The 19551-nt window shown below is 35.7% G+C and carries 17 protein-coding genes and 2 pseudogenes; 14 read left to right on the forward strand and 5 right to left on the reverse strand.

Features of this window, described 5'->3' with window-relative positions; translation table 11 throughout:
- The first annotated feature begins 33 nt into the window (after positions 1–33).
- From aas to GYW75_RS05390, 13 genes and pseudogenes are all read left to right on the forward strand, one after another.
- A complete protein-coding gene (aas, locus tag GYW75_RS05335; RefSeq protein WP_174798697.1) occupies positions 34–2175 on the forward strand; it encodes a bifunctional acyl-ACP--phospholipid O-acyltransferase/long-chain-fatty-acid--ACP ligase in 2142 nt (713 codons plus the stop codon).
- 15 nt (positions 2176–2190) lie between these two features.
- Positions 2191–3378, forward strand: coding sequence for a lysophospholipid transporter LplT (lplT, locus tag GYW75_RS05340; RefSeq protein ID WP_174798698.1), 1188 nt, complete (start codon positions 2191–2193; stop codon positions 3376–3378).
- On the forward strand, positions 3365–4261 hold the full coding sequence (murQ, locus tag GYW75_RS05345) for an N-acetylmuramic acid 6-phosphate etherase (RefSeq protein WP_065589386.1): 897 nt from the start codon (positions 3365–3367) through the stop codon (positions 4259–4261). The genes lplT and murQ overlap by 14 nt, the downstream gene beginning before the upstream one ends.
- A gap of 161 nt (positions 4262–4422) precedes the next feature.
- A pseudogene (locus tag GYW75_RS12755) lies at positions 4423–4803 on the forward strand (PTS sugar transporter subunit IIA); the annotation flags it as partial.
- Between the two features lie 51 nt (positions 4804–4854).
- Positions 4855–5397: pseudogene (locus GYW75_RS12760) on the forward strand (PTS system mannose/fructose/N-acetylgalactosamine-transporter subunit IIB); the annotation flags it as partial.
- A gap of 26 nt (positions 5398–5423) precedes the next feature.
- A complete protein-coding gene (locus GYW75_RS05355) occupies positions 5424–6218 on the forward strand; it encodes a PTS mannose/fructose/sorbose transporter subunit IIC (protein WP_065561495.1) in 795 nt (264 codons plus the stop codon).
- A 16-nt stretch (positions 6219–6234) separates the two neighbouring features.
- Positions 6235–7146: a PTS system mannose/fructose/sorbose family transporter subunit IID gene (locus tag GYW75_RS05360; protein WP_034946776.1), complete on the forward strand. Its 912-nt coding sequence runs from the start codon at positions 6235–6237 to the stop codon at positions 7144–7146.
- A 147-nt stretch (positions 7147–7293) separates the two neighbouring features.
- Positions 7294–7668, forward strand: a complete 375-nt coding sequence (locus GYW75_RS05365) for a DUF956 family protein (protein ID WP_065589383.1) — start codon at positions 7294–7296, stop codon at positions 7666–7668.
- Positions 7669–7893: 225 nt separating this feature from the next.
- Positions 7894–8142, forward strand: a complete 249-nt coding sequence (rpsP, locus tag GYW75_RS05370) for a 30S ribosomal protein S16 (RefSeq protein WP_034900786.1) — start codon at positions 7894–7896, stop codon at positions 8140–8142.
- Positions 8143–8165: 23 nt separating this feature from the next.
- Entirely contained in the window at positions 8166–8696 is a 531-nt protein-coding gene (rimM, locus tag GYW75_RS05375; RefSeq protein ID WP_065609116.1) for a ribosome maturation factor RimM, read from the forward strand.
- A gap of 16 nt (positions 8697–8712) precedes the next feature.
- Complete coding sequence (gene trmD, locus GYW75_RS05380; protein ID WP_174798700.1) at positions 8713–9465, forward strand: tRNA (guanosine(37)-N1)-methyltransferase TrmD; 753 nt, start codon at positions 8713–8715, stop codon at positions 9463–9465.
- 31 nt (positions 9466–9496) lie between these two features.
- Positions 9497–9847, forward strand: a complete 351-nt coding sequence (gene rplS, locus GYW75_RS05385) for a 50S ribosomal protein L19 (protein ID WP_034913735.1) — start codon at positions 9497–9499, stop codon at positions 9845–9847.
- A 163-nt stretch (positions 9848–10010) separates the two neighbouring features.
- Positions 10011–10613 (forward strand): MarC family protein, encoded by a 603-nt coding sequence (locus GYW75_RS05390; RefSeq protein WP_065561484.1) that lies wholly within the window; start codon positions 10011–10013, stop codon positions 10611–10613.
- A gap of 177 nt (positions 10614–10790) precedes the next feature.
- On the opposite strand, the gene GYW75_RS05395 is transcribed toward GYW75_RS05390, so the two are convergent.
- Genes GYW75_RS05395 through lysA form a run of 4 tightly spaced genes read right to left on the reverse strand, consistent with a single transcriptional unit; the run spans position 10791 to position 16240 of the window.
- Positions 10791–12197: an amino acid permease gene (locus tag GYW75_RS05395; protein ID WP_065561485.1), complete on the reverse strand. Its 1407-nt coding sequence runs from the start codon at positions 12195–12197 to the stop codon at positions 10791–10793.
- A 54-nt stretch (positions 12198–12251) separates the two neighbouring features.
- Entirely contained in the window at positions 12252–13358 is a 1107-nt protein-coding gene (locus GYW75_RS05400; protein WP_065589379.1) for an alanine/ornithine racemase family PLP-dependent enzyme, read from the reverse strand.
- 25 nt (positions 13359–13383) lie between these two features.
- A complete protein-coding gene (locus tag GYW75_RS05405) occupies positions 13384–14790 on the reverse strand; it encodes an APC family permease (protein WP_065589378.1) in 1407 nt (468 codons plus the stop codon).
- Between the two features lie 52 nt (positions 14791–14842).
- Positions 14843–16240 (reverse strand): diaminopimelate decarboxylase, encoded by a 1398-nt coding sequence (gene lysA / locus GYW75_RS05410; RefSeq protein WP_174798701.1) that lies wholly within the window; start codon positions 16238–16240, stop codon positions 14843–14845.
- 249 nt (positions 16241–16489) lie between these two features.
- On the opposite strand from lysA, the gene GYW75_RS05415 reads away from it, so the two are divergent.
- Positions 16490–17926 (forward strand): sigma 54-interacting transcriptional regulator, encoded by a 1437-nt coding sequence (locus tag GYW75_RS05415; protein ID WP_174798710.1) that lies wholly within the window; start codon positions 16490–16492, stop codon positions 17924–17926.
- Here GYW75_RS05415 and GYW75_RS05420 read toward each other — a convergent pair.
- Positions 17919–19100 (reverse strand): NAD(P)/FAD-dependent oxidoreductase, encoded by a 1182-nt coding sequence (locus GYW75_RS05420; RefSeq protein ID WP_065561488.1) that lies wholly within the window; start codon positions 19098–19100, stop codon positions 17919–17921. The genes GYW75_RS05415 and GYW75_RS05420 overlap by 8 nt on opposite strands.
- Positions 19101–19551: the final 451 nt, after the last annotated feature.

The raw sequence follows: 19551 nt of genomic DNA on the forward strand, positions 1-19551 counted from the left end.
GCGTGTAATATTGCACGATATTTGAGAAATCAGATGCTATTTAAAATATTAAAATTTTTCTTAAAGATCCTATTTCATGTAAGAATTCATGGTAATTTTGAAAACTTAAAACAAGATAGACTTCTCATTACCCCTAATCATGTATCTTTTCTTGATGGTATTCTAATCGGCGTATTTTTACCCGTAAGACCAGTCTTTGCTATTTATTCGGGTTATATTAATCATTGGTTAGTTCGCTTAGCAAAGCGTTATGTTGATTTTGTGCCAATGGACCCAGTCAGTCCAATGGCAATTAAGCGATTAGTTCGAGAAATCGAAAAAGGTCGTCCTATAGTGATCTTTCCCGAAGGAAGAATTACTATAACTGGCTCATTAATGAAAATTTATGATGGTGCTGCTTTTGTTGCTGCTCGCTCTCAAGCTACCATTGTACCAGTGTGGATCGAAGGCGCTGAATTTACTTTAACTAGTCGTTTAAAAGGTTTATTTAAACGTCGTTTATTTCCTAAAATAACCATTCATGTACTTAACCCTACATCTATTCCAATGCCCGATGCGCCTAAAGCTAGTGAAAGGCGTTATATTGCAGGTGAAAAACTTCATCAAATTATGATGAACGCACGCATGGCAAGTCGTCCAAAATTAACGCTGTTTGAAGCATTATTAGAAGCACAAGTTCGCTATGGCGTGAAATCAAGAATGGTACAAGACCCGACAACTCACGAAGCATCTTATCGCAGTTTATTAAAACAAATTATAGGTGTTAGTTGTATTATTGCCAAAATTACTAAAAATAAAGAGCGAGTTGGTGTTTTATTACCCAACGCAACCATTACTGTTGCAACTATTTTTGGTTTGTCAGTAAAAAATCGAATTCCAGCAATGCTTAACTATACTGCGGGAACAAAAGGCTTAAACTGTGCCATTACTGCTGCTGAAATCAAAACGATTATTACTTCACGCAAATTTATTAGAAAAGGTAAACTTGATTATCTACTTGAAGAAATCAAAGACGTTAAATGGTGTTTTCTTGAAGATTTGCGTAAAAACTTAACTTTAAAAGATAAGCTTTATGTTGCAGTGCATCAATATATTCCACGCTTAATTAAATACCAACAATCAAGCGATGACGAAGCACTAGTACTGTTTACCTCTGGTTCAGAGGGGAACCCTAAAGGTGTTGCTCATAGTCATGGAAGCCTACTTGCTAATGTTGAACAAATTCGAACGGTTATAGATCCAACCCCTGCAGATCGCTTCATGTCGGCTCTACCATTATTCCATGCTTTTGGTATTACAGCTGGATTATTTTTACCGCTATTTTCAGGTAGCCGTACATTTTTATATCCAAATCCATTACATTACCGTATGGTCCCTGAAATTATTTATGACCAAAATTGTACGGTTTTATTTGGTACGCCAACTTTCTTGGCAAACTATGCCCGTTATGCGCACCCATATGATTTTATGCGTTTACGCTATGTTGTTGCAGGTGCCGAAAAATTATCAGATGCAGTACGAGAACAATGGAAAGATAAATATGGCATTCGTATTTTAGAAGGCTATGGCGTTACCGAGTGTGCACCTGTTGTAGCCCTTAATGTTCCTATGGCATTTAAAGCTGGGACTGTAGGGCGATTACTTCCAGGCATGGTATCAAGATTAATTCACATTCCAGGCATTAGCGATGGAGGTCAATTGCAAGTCAAAGGGCCTAATGTAATGAAAGGCTATTTACGGGTGGAAAATCCCGGCAAACTTGAAGAACCAGTAGCAGCTGATGAAAATGGACAAGCCGAAAAAGGTTGGTATGATACCGGTGATATCGTTGCTATTGATAGTGATGGGTTTGTGACAATTAAAGGACGCTTGAAACGATTTGCAAAAATTGCTGGTGAAATGGTTTCATTGGAAAGTGTTGAATCCTTAGCAAAAAAAGTTGACTCTGATGCAATGCACGGTGCAACAGTCAAAGCCGATGCAGCTAAAGGGGAAGCAATTGTCTTATTTACTACCTCAACAAAATTAAATCGAGAGCAACTTAATCAGGCATCTCAAGAATTGGGCATTCCAGCACTATCTATTCCTCGTGATATTCGTATAGTAAAAGAGTTACCGCTACTAGGTACGGGGAAAATTGATTTTATTACTTTACGAAAAATGGCTGATGAATAAACTAAAGGATGTCACATGAAACAACATTCTCTATTAAGCAAAGGCATGGTTGCAACCATGCTTGCGCAGTTTTTTTCAGCATTTGCTGATAATGCAATCTTTTTTGCTATTTTAGCTTTCATTAAGAATTTACATTATCCAACATGGAGCCAATCGGTATTACAAATTAGTTTTGTCGCACCGTTTATCATACTTTCACCTTTTGTGGGGCAATTTGCTGACAGCATATCAAAAGGTAAGGCAATGATGATTTCAAATAGTATAAAATTACTAGGTGCTGGTTGCATCTGTTTAAACATCAGCCCTTTTGCTGGCTATTTTCTAGTCGGTATAGGCGCTGCGGCATATTCCCCTGCTAAATACGGAATTTTAGGTGAACTTACGACAGGTGATAATTTAGTTAAAGCAAATGGGTTAATAGAAGCATCAACCATTGCAGCCATTTTACTTGGTTCGCTAGCTGGTGGTCATATTGCCGATCTTAATGTGAACGCTTCCTTACTTGCGTGCGTGTTAGTGTATGGGCTAGCTGTTATTGCTAACTTTTTTATTCCTAAATTACCTGCTGCACGACAAAATATTTCATGGCAATTTATAGGCATGATCAAGGATTTTGCTAACACAATCAAAATTACCTTCACCAATAAGCAGATCTTATTTACATTATTAGGTACTAGTTTGTTTTGGGGAGCAGGTATTACTTTACGTTTTCTTTTAATCAGTTGGGTTCCAGCTATCTTAAATATTCATGATAACGCAACACCAACAAACCTTAATGCAATAGTTGCTATCGGTATTGTTATTGGCGCAGGTCTAGCTAGTACATTTATTTCTATTAACAAAACCTTACGCTGCGTTCCTGCTGGTATAATGATGGGTATAGCGGTAATTGCCTTCACTTTGCAAAGCAACATAATTTCGTCTTATATTTTACTCATTATTATCGGAGCATTAGGTGGCTTCTTTTTGGTACCATTAAATGCTTTTATTCAAAAAATGGGGAAAGATTTGGTCGGTGCTGGCAGTGTTATTTCGGTACAAAACCTAAGTGAATACTCAGCGATGATGATAATGTTAGGGCTTTATACGTTAGCCGTTGCTTTAAATTTATCGGTTACTGCTATCGGTGTTGGTTTTGGGAGCTTATTTGCTTTAGTTATATTTTTATTATGGTTAGGGTTAAAAAATAATGAATCACATTAATCTATCATCGATGCTAACAGAAAGTCGTAATCCTAATAGCGAAAAAATAGATAACTGTTCAACATTAGAAATGCTACAAATCATCAATAATGAAGATAAAAAAGTCGCATTGGCTATTGAAAAAGAGCTACCCAATATCGCAAAAGCCGTTGATGCGATTAGTTTAGCATTTTCAAATCAAGGTAGACTAATCTATATAGGTGCTGGCACTTCAGGCCGATTAGGTATTTTAGATGCAAGTGAATGTCCACCAACTTATGGCACATCACCAGAACAAGTTATTGGCTTAATTGCTGGAGGCAAAACAGCTATTTTTAAGGCAATTGAAAACGCCGAAGATAACCCAGAACTGGCAATTACTGACTTAAAAAACATTAATTTTAACTCAAATGACGTTTTAGTTGGCATTGCAGCTAGTGGGCGCACACCTTATGTAATAGGTGCTATGCAATATGCTAAATCAATTGGATCAACAGTGATCAGCTTATGCTGTAACCCATTAGCACCAATGATTAATTTAGCCAATATTGCTATTACACCAATTGTTGGTGCAGAAGTAATTACTGGCTCCTCCAGAATGAAAGCAGGTACAGCACAAAAATTAGTCCTTAACATGTTAACCACTGCCAGCATGATAAAAATCGGCAAAGTCTATAGTAATTTAATGGTTGACGTACAAGCTACCAACGCAAAACTTGTTGAACGACAAATATCCATTGTTATGCAGGCTACCGATTGCAGTCGAGAAAAAGCCATTGCCGCATTAGCCGAAAGTAATAAGCATTGTAAAACTGCTATTTTGATGATTCTTTCAAGTTTAAATGCAGAGCAAGCCAGAGTGAGACTAAAAAAAGAAAATGGTTTTATTCGTCGAACACTGTAAGATAGACTAAATTTACTTTAATAAACAATAAAAAACTAAGTTTTTTATAAAAATGTGATGCTCACATAATTTTTAACTTATTTTTTATTATAAAATAACCAGATAATTTTATTTTACATACTTTATATTATGCAATTAATATAAAATTAGGAGGTCGTTATATGGTTGGAATCATCCTAGCAACTCATGGTGAGTTTGCGGAAGGTATTCTACAATCAGGATCGATGATATTTGGAGAGCAAGAAAATGTTAAAGCTGTTACCTTGCACCCAAGTGATAGTCCTGAAAGTTTAAAAGAACGAATGCTTGAAGCCATTGCAACATTTGCTAATCAAGAAGAAGTCCTGTTTTTAGTAGATTTATGGGGAGGGACACCATTTAATCAGGCTAACAATTTATGTGGTAAACATAGTAATTGGGCTATTGTTGCTGGTTTAAATTTACCAATGTTAATTGAAGCCTATTCTTCTCGTTTTTCAATGGAAACGGCGAAAGAAATTGCTGCCGCAATTATTGAACCAGGCAAAGAAGGTGTTAAAACAACTGTCGAAATGCCAACACAATCTTCTGCTTCTACTAAACACGCAACTACTATCCCAGAAGGAACAGTACTTGGAGATGGTAAAATGAAAATTGTGTTAGCTCGTGTTGACTCACGCCTATTACATGGACAAGTGGCGACAGCATGGACAAAATCAACCAATCCTAACCGTATTATTGTTGTTTCTGACTCGGTTGCAAAAGATGAATTAAGAAAAAAACTCATCCAAGAAGCAGCACCTCCTGGTGTAAAAGCAAATGTTGTTCCAGTTAAAAAAATTATTGAAGTTTCACGCGATCCTCGTTTTGGCAATACCAAAGCGCTACTTCTATTTGAAAATCCACAAGATGTGCTACGAACCATAGAGGGCGGCGTCGATATCAATGAACTTAATATTGGTTCAATGGCCCATTCCGTAGGAAAGGTTATGGTTAATAAAGTGCTGTCAATGAATGCTGATGATGTTGATACATTTGAAAAATTAAAAACAAAAAATGTGAAATTTGATGTTCGCAAAGTACCTAATGACTCTAGCAGTAATATGGAGGAATTATTGAAAAAAGCGAAAGAAGAATTGGCGCAACAAAAGAATTAGTTTATTTAAGGGGTTATATTATGACATTGTCAATTATTGCTATCATTTTAGTGATAGTTATTGCCTTTCTAGCTGGTATGGAAGGTATTTTAGATCAGTTTCAATTCCACCAACCTTTAGTGGCTTGTTCTTTAATTGGACTTGTAACAGGTAATTTAGAAGCTGGTGTTGTATTGGGCGGTTCGTTGCAAATGATTGCACTCGGTTGGGCCAATATCGGGGCGGCAGTAGCGCCTGATGCAGCTTTAGCATCGGTTGCTTCATCAATTATTTTAGTATTAGGCGGCCAAGGTATAGCTGGCGTATCTACCGCTATAGCTGTAGCTATTCCACTTGCAGTTGCAGGGCTATTCTTAACCATGATTGTACGAACTATTGCTGTTCCATTAGTACACATGATGGATACTGCAGCGGAAGAAGGCAATATTCAAAAAATTGAATGGTTACAAATTTTAGGTATCTGTTTACAAGGTTTACGTATCGCAATCCCAGCTGCTGCGTTACTCTTTATTCCTGCTGAAGTTGTTAGAAGTACACTAGAAGCAATGCCAGAATGGCTAACAACGGGAATGGCTATTGGTGGTGGAATGGTTGTTGCTGTTGGTTATGCGATGGTAATCAATATGATGGCAAACCGCGAAGTATGGCCATTTTTTATTATTGGTTTTGTCGTTGCAGCGATATCACAATTAACACTGATTGCACTTGGCGCTTTAGGTATAGCATTAGCACTAATTTACCTCAATCTTTCAGAACGTGGTAATTCATCCAATGGTGGTAGCAAAGGTGACCCACTTGATGATATTTTAAATGATTACTAAAAACTTGGAGAAGAAAATGACTGATAGAATCCAATTAAACAAAAAAGATCGTTTAGCGGTTGCTTGGCGTTCAACCTTCCTCCAAGGGTCTTGGAACTATGAACGTATGCAAAATGGTGGATGGGTCTATTCAATGATCCCTGCTATCAAAAAATTATACACCACCAAAGAGGCTCGCTCTGCAGCTCTTAAGCGTCACCTAGAATTTTTTAATACTCACCCTTATTTAGCTTCTCCAGTACTTGGGGTAACTCTTGCACTTGAAGAGGAACGGGCTAATGGAGCTGCTGTTGATGACGTAGCAATTCAAGGGGTAAAAGTTGGGATGATGGGACCACTAGCGGGTGTAGGTGATCCTGTATTCTGGTTTACCGTACGTCCAATGCTCGGCGCTCTTGGCGCTTCACTTGCACTAAGCGGTAATATTATGGGACCAATTTTATTCTTCTTATTATGGAATATTATTCGTTGGGGATTCATGTGGTATACCCAAGAATTTGGTTACCGTACAGGCTCTAAAATAACCGATAATTTATCAGGCGGATTACTGCAAAAAATCACCAAAGGAGCTTCTATTTTAGGAATGTTTGTACTGGCAGCCTTAGTACAAAGATGGGTATCAATTAAATTCCAACCAGTTGTATCTACTGTCAAGCTAGACAATGGTGCTTTTATTGATTGGAATACATTACCAGCAGGTGCTGAAGGCATTCAACAAGCATTAATTCAAATGCAAAGCGGATTATCACTGACTCAACAAAAGGTAACCACCTTACAAAATAACTTAGATCAATTAATACCTGGACTTGTCCCCTTACTATTGACTTTCTTTTGCATGTGGTTACTTCGTAAAAAAGTATCACCAATCCTAATTATTTTGGGATTATTTATAGTAGGTATTGTTGGCCATGTAATCGGTCTTTTATAAACATATAGCTATGCCTATATATATTTAGAAAGTATGATATTTTAAAATAACGCCAACTTTCTATTTAATATTACATTAACCTTTTCATCACACCATGTGATGAAAAGGTATCATTAATCATTCGAACTTTGCATGGATATAGGGTAGATGGTTCAATCATTAAATACTAAAATTGATTTAACAATGAAAGCAACCGCATTTACAGGCTTATCTGAATACGGCAATATAATAATTGGTGACAAAGCCTTCGAGTTTTATCATCAACACGATCCACGCAAATATATCCAAATACCATGGAATGAAATTGATTATGTGATTGCTTCTGTATTGTTAGGTGGTAGATGGATCCCTCGTTATTCAATACAAACAAAAAAAAACGGCACATTCACCTTTGCATCTAAAGAGCCCAAGAAGGTATTAAAAGCCATTCGAGTTTATATTGACGGGCAAAAAATGGTACGCTCACTTGGCTTTTTTGATGTTTTAAAGAGAGCTTTTTTTCACAAAAAGAACAAAAAATAAAAATCACTATTTTATTATATTTATCGATTTCCACTTAAATTAAATAAATTATAGTTAGTATAATTTTTTTCCACTCTTTTTTAAGTTAGTTTAAGTCAATCAATATAACACCGCTTCATCAGCAAACAGCCATTGCACTTTTTGCTAGAAAGAGTATAATTCTGGGGCTTTGATTTTGTCCGTGTTGGGCAGAAAAAAGATTATTTTTTAATTTAAGAGGATGTTATGGTAACTATTCGTTTAGCTCGTGGTGGCTCTAAAAAGCGCCCTTTTTATCAAGTAGTTGTCACTGATAGCCGTAACCCACGTGATGGCCGTTTTATTGAGCGCGTTGGCTTTTTTAATCCAATTGCACAAGGTAAAGCAGAAGAATTACGTTTAGATCTTGATCGCGTAAATCATTGGGTTGGTTTAGGTGCAACTGTTTCTGATCGTGTTAATGCACTAATTAAACAAGCACAAAAAGCTGCTTAATTTAGTAATTGATAATCACTGTAATGATGAATACTGAGAATCTTATTGTTGTTGGTAAACTTGGTTCAAGCTACGGCATTCGCGGATGGCTCAGAATTTTTTCGTTTACAGAATTCCCAGATAGCATTTTTGATTACACTCCTTGGTATATCCAGCGTGCTGGGCAATGGCAAGAGGTAATTGTAGAGAGCTTTAAACCGCATAATCATGATATGATTGTAAAACTTAAAGGCATTGATGATCGTGATCAAGCCATTGCATTAACCAATATTGAAGTGTTTGTTGATGCAGAAAAATTACCAGCACTTAGCAATGGTGATTTTTATTGGAAAGATCTCATTGGGTGCCGAGTTAAAACAGTTAATAACTATGATTTAGGACTGGTAACTGATTTGATGGAAACCGGATCTAACGATGTATTAGTGGTTAAAGCAAATCTAAAAGATGCATTTGGAGCAACAGAACGTTTAATCCCTTTTGTTGATAATCAATTTATAAAACAAGTTGATTTAACAACAAAAATGATTGTGGTCGATTGGGATCCTGCTTTTTAATTGGTAAGGTAAAACTATGTGGATTGGCGTAATTAGCCTTTTTCCCGAAATGTTTCAAGCTATTACCTGTTATGGCGTAACTGGTCGAGCCGTTAAAAATGGGCTGTTAACAGTAGAGTATTGGAACCCTCGCGATTTTGCGCATGATAAGCATAAGACTGTCGATGATAGGCCTTATGGTGGTGGTCCTGGCATGTTAATGATGGTACAACCACTTAAAGATGCAATTCATGCGGCAAAAACAGTGGCAGGTAACAATACAAAAGTAATCTATCTTTCCCCACAAGGGCGCAAATTAGACCAACAAGGTGTTTGCGAATTGTCACAAAATAAAAATTTAATTTTGATTTGTGGACGATACGAAGGTATAGATGAACGCGTTATTCAAACCGAAATTGACGAAGAATGGTCAATTGGGGACTACGTGTTAAGTGGTGGTGAAATACCAGCGATGACCATGATTGATGCATTAGCAAGGTTTATTCCTGGCGTGCTAAATCACCAATCATCGGCAAAAGAAGACTCTTTTGCTAACGGTTTACTTGACTGTCCACACTATACTCGTCCTGAGGTGTTAGATGGAATGGCGGTACCTGACGTATTAATGTCTGGTCACCATGAAGCGATTCGTCGCTGGCGATTAAAACAATCACTAGGACGAACTTGGTTAAGAAGAGAAGATCTTCTTGCAAATCTAGCTCTGACTGATGAAGAGCAATGTTTACTCGCTGAATTCCAACAAGAATACAGTGACAAACTAAGCAATTAATATTTCAGTATAACTAGTAAGAGATAATATTATGAAAAATGCAATTATTCAGCAATTAGAACAAGAACAAATGAAAAAAGACATCCCGTCTTTTCGCCCTGGTGACACGGTTGAAGTAAAAGTATGGGTTGTTGAAGGTAACAAAAAACGTCTTCAAGCTTATGAAGGTGTTGTTATTGGCATTCGTAATCGTGGTTTGCACTCTGCATTTACCGTACGTAAGATTTCGAATGGTGAAGGTGTTGAACGAGTATTCCAAACTCACTCACCAATTGTTGATTCAATTACTGTGAAACGTCGTGGTCAAGTACGTCAAGCTAAACTTTACTACTTACGCGAACTTCGTGGTAAAGCAGCTCGTATCAAAGAGCGCCTTAACTAAATTTTATTGGTTTAATTGTCTAAAACCAATTAAAAAATATCAGATTAAACATGGTCACCTTTTTGGTGACCGTTTTTGTATCTAACAAAAATCATTCCCTAGCAACTAATAATGTTAACAAAATTAAAGGGAATTTAATTGTTATTCTTTGAAAGGTAACATTATGGATGACTATCTTGTTAATATCCTTGCCACAACTGTAAAGCTATTTGCATTAATGACACCTCCTGCTGTTTTAAGTGCATTTTTAAGTGGCACAAAACAATACGACGAACAGCTTAGACGCAAAACAGCACTCAAAACATCCTGTGCCGTATTTATCATCGGTATAGTGCTATTCTTTTTTGGTAATACCATGTTTAGTGTCTTCGGTTTTACTCTTGATGCATTCCGAATTGGTTCTGGAGCGTTGCTATTTATCACTGCAGTGTCACTAATGAATGATTCTCCAGAAAAGAACAAAATTAACAGTGATGACGATATCAGTGTTGTACCCCTTGCAATTCCACTTTGTATGGGACCCGCTTCCATTGGTACTATCATTGTTATGGGAACAAGCTCCGTAGGCTTTGCAGCCAATATGATTGGCGCTGTTTCTTTATTCATTGCATCTTCAGGGATTTATGCAATGCTATTATGTGCAAAAAGTATTGCTAAAGTATTAAAAAACACAGGTATTGCTATCTTATCAAAACTAACTGGGTTGCTAATATCAGCTATTGCTGCGCAAGTCGTTTTTACGGGTGTATCAGCTTTTCTAAAATAACTTGTATCAGAAAGGATTTCATCAAGATTATACCAAGCAAACGCACTTAACTTAGTGCCTTAAAATAAAGATAAATCACAAATAGTAAAAACATTAATAATCTGATTTTAAAAATTAAATGTAATCACCTAAACCGATTTATTAGGTGATTACAAACAAATTAATAGGTCAATAAAATTAATCTAACGTTTTTATTATTAAAGAATTTCGTTTCTTATAGAAAAAGTAAGAAACCAAAATAATTATTACTAAAACAACTTCTGATAATAAAATAAAATGTCCTGACTCCCCAAACCAAACACCAATAATAATCACAATATTAACAATAATAGAAACCCCTGCCAGCCAAGGAAATAATGGCGATTTGAACTTTACCATCTCTTTGGGATATTTACCGTTATTTACTCCCTTACGGAACTGATATTGACACCAAGCAATAATAATCCATGCAAAACATCCCACTTGCCCTGTTCCCGCTACTAAATAAATATACAATTTTTCAGCGGCAATATATTTCGAAAATAGTGAAACTAGCGCAATAATAGCAATAAATAAAATACCTTTTGTGGGCACTCCACGCTTATTTACGTCTGAAAAATATTGAGGTGCGAGTTTATCTTGAGCCATAGACCACAGCATTCTTGAACTGGCATAAATTGCAGAATTAGCCGCCGATATTGCCGCACAAAAAATAACAAAAAGCATTAAATACGAAGCTATTGAAATTCCTGCTTTATTAAATACCCACACAAATGGGCTAATTTCAGAATGAACCGTTCCATATGGATAAACAAGGGCTAAAACAGCAATAGCCAGAACATAAAATAGAATAATGCGAAAAGCAACACCAGTAATAATTTTGGGTAACACAGACTGTGGAGATTGCGCCTCACCAGCTGCACTACCAATTAATTCGACGCCCTGAAAGGAATAGGTCACGATAGTCATACAAACAAATATGGCTAAAAAACCATTAGGAAACCACCCTTTTTCGGTTTTAAATGTTGGTAAGATATGCGTTTCGCTATATTGGTGGTTAAGTAAATAAATCCCCACCCCAATAAATGCAATAATCGCAAGAACCTTAATAGTTGAAAACCAATACTCACTTTCTCCAAATGCACGAACAGAGGTTAAATGCACTGAAGTAAGAACAATCAGAATTAATAGACTAAAAAGATAAATAGGAATCGAAGGGAAGGTTTGGTGAGCAATCATTGAAGCAGCGGTTAAATCTGCCGCCATAGATAGTACCCAACTAAGCCAATACAACCAACCGATGGTATAACTCCAAATCGGATTGGGTATAAACATCAACGCATAGTGTTGAAATGAACCTGCATGAGGGAATGCACAAGAAAGTTCACCTAAACATAACATTGTTGAAAGCATTATGCTTCCTGCCATTAAATAAGCAATAATTGTTCCTAACGGACCAACTGTGCTAAGTGGAGCTGCAATACCAATAAATAATCCAGTACCAATTGATCCACCTAATGAAATCATCAATAAATGACGATTTTTTAGGTTTTTCTTTAAATTACTACTGGGATAAGGGTTTTCTTGTGATTCAGATGTTGTCATATAAACCGCCTAGTAATTAATAAAAACTGCTGGTTACCCAGCAGTTAACACAAATTAATAAATAAACCGTTTTTCTACACCATTAGTTTGACAAGCCATTAGTAAAGCAGTGTAATCGAGCTCAAATCCAATAACATCGCCAACACGAAGTGTTTGAGTAACATCTTCAATATCAACCAAGGTATGATCACTGGTTTGACCCAATACAGTAATATCATCATTGATGGGTATACAGCTTTCTGCTGGCACATCTTGACGTCCAAAGGCAAGAAGTGCTCGTTTGCGTGTACCGCTATCAACAAAGGTTTTACTGTTTAAAAAAGCATCTACACCTAATTCACCAACAGGAACTGTTGGTTTACTATTGAGTTCAATGATTTGCGCATATAATTTATAAATATTACTACATGCTTTATCAACGGGTTTATTTGAATGATGAAACTCGTCAAGATATTTCATATCCACATATTCAATACCAAACTCGTGTAAACCACCAATTCTCAAATGATTTAATCCTTCTGGCCAAATACCTTTATCCAATAAGTGGTAACTGGTACAATTACCGGCCGATAAATACTTTATTTTAATATTACAAACTTGCTCTACTTTACGCGCTATTTTTAAAAAGTCTACTCCATTTTTAACTGTAGGTAGTACAGTACCATAGCAATTAAAATTGGTGCCGAGCCCATAGAGCTCAACGCCGGGTAAAGAAAGAATAAGTTTAACCGTATCAATGATTTCATCAATATGTTCAAACCAAATACCTTCGCGTAAATCCCCCATATCAACCATTAATAAAACTTGATGTACTTTTTGTTGTTTAACGGCTTCATCAGAAAGTGCCTGAATTACTGCTTTTTCGCTGTTTAAGCTAATATCAGCATATCTAACAACATCACTAATTTCACTTAAACAAGGGCTCCGTAATAAGCAGGTTTTACAATTTAAAGCATCTTTTAATTTCTTTAAATTGTATGTTCTTGATTCAGCAATCACATCAATACCGCCTTCAAGTACTGCTTTGGCCGTTTCAACACAACCATCAAAAACTTTATTAACAGCCATAACCTCAATACCGTGTTTAGCTAATAAATCTTTTTCAACACGAGCATTATTTCTTAATTTGCGTAAATCAATTTCTAATATAGGTTTGTACATAATTTTACTCCTCTATATATTATTACTACTGCAAACGGTTACGTTTTTGGGCTCGATAATAAATCCATTCAGCTAAACCAATGGCAAGTACTGCACCACCAACAATTTTAGCAATATATTCGACATACCCCCCCATATCTATTTGCGCAGGTGGAATAAACACTAATACCACAGCAAATAGAGTAGATAAGAAACCAAGTGCTGGTAACACAATTGGCAACACCTTACCCGGAATTTTAAAACTACGAGCAACATCTGGTTGAGTAATACGTAAACGATAATACGCAATAAACATCACTAAGTACGGAATAAAGTAACAAATTGTCGTTAACGCTGTTAACATCCAATATGCTGCTGCAATACTTGGCGACACAAAAGTTGAAAAACAAAGTACTGTAACAATAATAGCTTGAATAATTAACGCAAAGGCTGGTGTTTTATATACTGGATGTAAACGACCAATGCGTTCTCCAAGCAAATTATCTTCTTTTGATGCTTCTTGTAGCATATAAATCGGACCAACTAACCATGAGTTTATTTGTCCTAATGCACCAAAAAACAAACAAATTGCCATTACTGGTAATAACCAAGGCATATGCAATTCTTTAGCTGCGGCTTCCATTGCTTGCATAACACCCGCTACGATATCAGTATCGGCCGCTGGTAATAAAGTATTAATAGCCCATGTTCCGACCATATAAATACCAACAATTACCACTGCTGAAACCAACATTGCTTTTGGAAAGTCTCGTTGTGGATCTCGTGTACGCCCTGCAATCATTGGAGCCACCTCAAGACCAGCAAATGCGAACATCATGCTAGATAGAAAAACAATAGTATCCCAACTACTTAAATCAGGTAACCAATCACTAACATGACTATAGCTTGTAGCCATAGGATGCCCTGTGAATAACCATACAACAGCTAATAGCACAATAATAGCGGCTGGAATAAATACACCAAGCCATGCACTCACACTATTAATAATTTTAGTCCATTGCATCCCTTTAATATTCATCAGTGTTAAAATCCAGAATACCACCATAGAGCCAACACCAATAAATACTTGATTTTGAGCTAACTCAGCGCTAAACATATACCCAATTGCAGTAAAACCAAATTGCAACATTAACGGGAAGAAAAGAACACAAGAGAACAAAAAGCAAACAACAACTATCCAACCAATACGTTTACCAAATGCTTCTTTTACCCAAACAAAAATTCCACCATCTTTTGGCCAACCGGTTGAAAGTTCGCCACAAACCATAGCTAATGGGAAGAAAAGACAAAATGCAGCAAGTAACCAAAGTACCATTGCTGACGCCCCATAAGGAGCAACATTAGGAATTTGACGCAAACTTAGTATTGCAATGACATTCATAAAAACAATGTCTTTAATACCAAGTAAACTTGAATCTTTAGAATCACTCATAATAACCTCACTTTATCATATCTGGAGCATCAAATGCTCCAGATATTGATGATTAATATATGTCGTATCCAACCATATCTTCGTAAGTGTCCTCACGGCGAATCAATCTATCCTTGCCTTCTTTATCTATCATTACAACAGAAGTACGAGGACGATTGTTATAAACAGTTTGGCTTTCAATGGTATAAGCACCAGCATCAAGGAAAGCAACAATATCACCGATTTGAGTGTCTTTTGGCATTAAGAATTCTTCACCTTTAACACCGACATGGAAATAGTCACCACCATCACATAAAGGACCAGCCAATTTGATGTACTCATCATGTGTTTCATTGATTTTTGAAGCATTATAAACATAGAAGAACCAATCAAAATGTTGACTATCAGATAGCACACTATAACCAGCATCAACAAATTTCCACTCAACATGCTCTTCAATATTGCCATCTAAATCATAATTGGTTTTACGTTTTTCACAGGCAACTTCAGCGACAAGCACACCTGCTGAGCCTGTTACTTTACGGCCTGGCTCAATACAGATTTCAACATCAGTACGCCATTTGTGTACTTCACTAATAACAGCATCAGCAAAATCTTGTGCAGTAATACCTGCATACATATTATCTTCTAATGGATTACCATTTTCTTCATCATATTTATAAGGAACAGGGATCCCACCACCTACGTTGATTAAATCAAATTTAATACCAAGCACTTCTTCTAAGCGACGTGATTCATCAACTAAAACTTTCGTAGCTTTAGCAAAAGGCTCTGATTCTGGAACCTGATCACCAACGTGCATATGTAAACCACGTAAATGAACATATGGCATTTCTAAAATACGACGACATGTTTCTTCTGCTTGTTCTAAATCGATACCTGATTTAGCATGATAAGCAGTGACTAATTCTGCGTGAGTTGCTGACGGAACATTTGGTTCAACACGCACACAAACATTTGCTACCTTTTTCAAACGTCTTGAAATCTCATCAATAATATCAAGCTCATATAAGCTATCTACGTTGATAATATACAGATCATTTTGGATAGCAAACTCTAAATCCACTGGTTTTTTAACAACACCATTAAACACAATTTGGCTACCAGGGAAACCGATATCTAAACATTTACGCACTTCAAACATTGAGTTCGCTTCGGCATAAATTCCTGCATCTTTAATCGCTTTAAGAACGCCCATTACTGAACAAGTTTTTGATGCATAGAAAATTTTTGTTTTTGGATGAGCTTTAAATGCCTCTTTAATTTCTTGCACATTACGATCAATCTCCTTTTCAGAAAACACATAAAAAGGCGTTGGATATTTTTTGGCTAACTCTTCTAAATTAACACCATCAAAACAAAGTTTGCCACTTTCAGCGCTAAAACGACGATCTTTAGTTACAAGATCAGTGCGTAATTTGTTATAATTTGACATAATTTTGTCGGACATATAGCCTCCAGTTAATGATTACATGAAAAATAAGTAAAATGGCTTCTCACTTGTTGTGCAATCAGCATGCCAACTTTAAAAACAAAAATAATCAATATATTAATAAACAAAGCGCAAGTAAAAATTTAGTCATTTAGTATAAAATCCATTTTTATGACAAAAATTTGTCATTTTTATATGATAATTAACAGGCGTTTAAATTAAACAAAGCTAAATATAACAAATCACCCTAGTTCAAAAGGCACGAATATCATGACAATCGACCCTGAATTATTACAATCATTGGAAATATTTAAACATTTTTTTGATTTAATCCATCAACCAATGGCGATTATTGATAAAGAAGGCAAATATGTTTATTACAATCAGGAAAGTGCTGAACTTGATGGTTACCCTATAGAACAAGCTATAGGAAAACCAATGCTTAAAGTTTATCCCAAGATGCGAAAAGAAGACAGCACGATGTTGCAAGCCCTACAACATGGGAAAGAATATCAAAACAATTACCAAAGCTATTATAACCATGTAGGTAAACTTGTAGATTATATGCACACAACAGTTCCTCTTTATAATAAAAATCAAAAAATTATCGGCGCAATAGAAATAGGTCGAAATTTATCTACTGTTAGGCAATTACAAGACCAAGTATTCAAGCTCAATAGCAAGTTATATCAAAATAAAGAACAACCATTACCAGAAATTGTTTTTGTATCAAAAACAATGCAAGATGTTATCGATCAAACTAACATCTTGGGAGCAAATGATGTTCCAGTATTAATAGTTGGCGAAACAGGAACAGGTAAAGAGCTATTTGCTCGTTTAATCCACCAAACAAGCCAACGCCGTGACAAAGCATTTATCTCGCTCAACTGTAGTGCACTACCAACCACACTGATTGAAAGCACCCTATTTGGTACGGTCAAAGGCGCATTTACGGGTGCTGAAAACCGACAAGGTTATTTAGAACTGGCTAACGGAGGCACATTATTCCTTGATGAATTAAATGCTATGCCTCTTGAAATGCAAAGTAAATTATTACGATTCTTACAAGAAAAAACCTACTGGCAATTAGGTGGTAATAAAGAAATGCATTCAGATGTTCGTATTGTTGCTGCCATGAATGAACCACCTACAGAACTATTAAAAACAGGAAAAATGAGAAGTGATCTGTTTTTTCGCTTAAACGTTGGTTTAATAAAACTCCCCGCTTTACGCGACAGAACAGAAGATATTCCAGTGTTAGCACGCTATTTTATTGATAAACATAAAAACGACGTCAATGTTGTAATTAGCGGTATCAGCGAACATGCACTACAACAATTAATATCAGCTCCTTGGCCCGGTAATGTCCGTATGCTTGAAAATACAATTGTCAGAAGTATGGTATTACAAAACGAACCGGGTGAATTACAGAATATTGTCCTTGATGAAGATCTATTCGATCTTAATAGTTCATCTTCTCAAAACGATGATATTAATAAACCAGAAAATTTACCTATCAACACATCTACTGATGGAAACAACTTAATTGAACAAGTTGAAAACTATGAACGACAACTCATCATTAACGCATTAAATCAAGCCAACGGCAAAATTATAACGGCGGCAAAACTATTAAACATTTCACGCACAACGTTACAATACAAAGTAAAAAAATACCATATTCAAATGGGCGTAATTAATTAAACGATCTAGCACAAGCAAATGCACTACTCCATGCCCATTGAAAATTATAGCCACCTAACCAGCCTGACACATCGACAACCTCACCAATAAAATAGAGATTGGGGTGTGTTTTAACTGCCATAGTTTTGGAAGACAACGCATCAGTACTTATACCACCAAGAGTCACCTCCGCAGTACGATAACCCTCAGTCCCATTTGGAGTAATATGCCAATGTGTTAAAGCATTATACAAGTCTTGCTGTTGTTTGGGATTAATTTGCTTAACTATTATATCGTTTATCAAATTGAGTTGTATTAACACCTCAACAAGCCTTTTAGGTAAAACCTGTGCTAAACAATTTTTTATAGTTTGATTACGATTCTGCTCTAATAATGGTTTAAACGATGATTCGAATGTGAAATCAGGTAATAAATTAATAGTAATTGACTCTCCAGCCTGCCAATAGCTTGATATTTGCAAAATAGCTGGTCCTGAAATTCCTCGATGAGTAAATAATAGATTCTCCTTAAAACTAACTCTTTCATTAGAAACTTCAACAGCAACAGCAATACCAGACAAGGTTGATAATATATCAAGTAAAGGTTTATGTAACGTGAACGGTACTAATCCTGCTTTGACTGGTATCACTGGAATAGCCAATTTTTCAGCAATTTTATAGCCAATTGAAGTCATGCCAAGGGCAGGCATCGATAAGCCTCCCGTAGCAATAATAAGATTATCACTATCAATAATGCCTCGAGAAGTATGTAATTTAAATCCTATTTTATCACTGCTAATATCTTCAACCTGAGTCTGCATCATAAAATGAACATGCCCTTTTTGACACTCGTTTAATAGCATATCAACAATATCTTGCGCTGAATTATCACAAAATAATTGCCCATGATCTTTTTCATGGTAAGCAATACCATACTGATTTACTAATTGGATAAAGTCCCACTGAGTAAATTGTTTCAAAGCTGATTTACAAAAATGAGGATTGCAAGAAATATAATTACTAGGTTCAACCATTAAATTAGTAAAATTACATTTACCACCACCAGACATTAGAATTTTGCGTCCTAACTTTTTACCATTATCAATCACAGTAACATCATACCCTTTTTGCCCCAGTAAACCTGCGCAAAAAAGCCCAGCGGCGCCAGCACCCACAATCGTAATTTTAGTTTGCATTATTAATAGATCAAAAATAAAAGATAACAAATTATAACAGTATACAATTGTCACACATAGTTATTGAATCAAATAACATATTTTATACTCAAACACATAGTTACCTGAAACTTTTTAACAAGAAAGAAAAAGAACTTATATCCCATTTTCTAAAGCCAAATTTAAAAGCAACGCCTTAACTTATAAAAAACAAAATAAATCATAAACGTAAATACTACTATTAGCTTTATTAATAACGTTTATATAACTTATTAAAAGATCGACTTATAAATATATTTATTAAGCCAGTATTCTTTTTATTTTTCATTCAATTATAAAGGTATGGTTATGCAATTTTTATAAAAGGAGGGTAAATATATCAAAATAATCTTTATTACTTATTTAAACTTAGTTAGTAATAAAAAGCTTGTATTGTTTAAATAATTAACTAATTGATTTTAATAATATATTG

The organism is Gilliamella sp. ESL0232, assembly GCF_013346885.1.
Classification (GTDB): domain Bacteria; phylum Pseudomonadota; class Gammaproteobacteria; order Enterobacterales; family Orbaceae; genus Gilliamella; species Gilliamella bombi.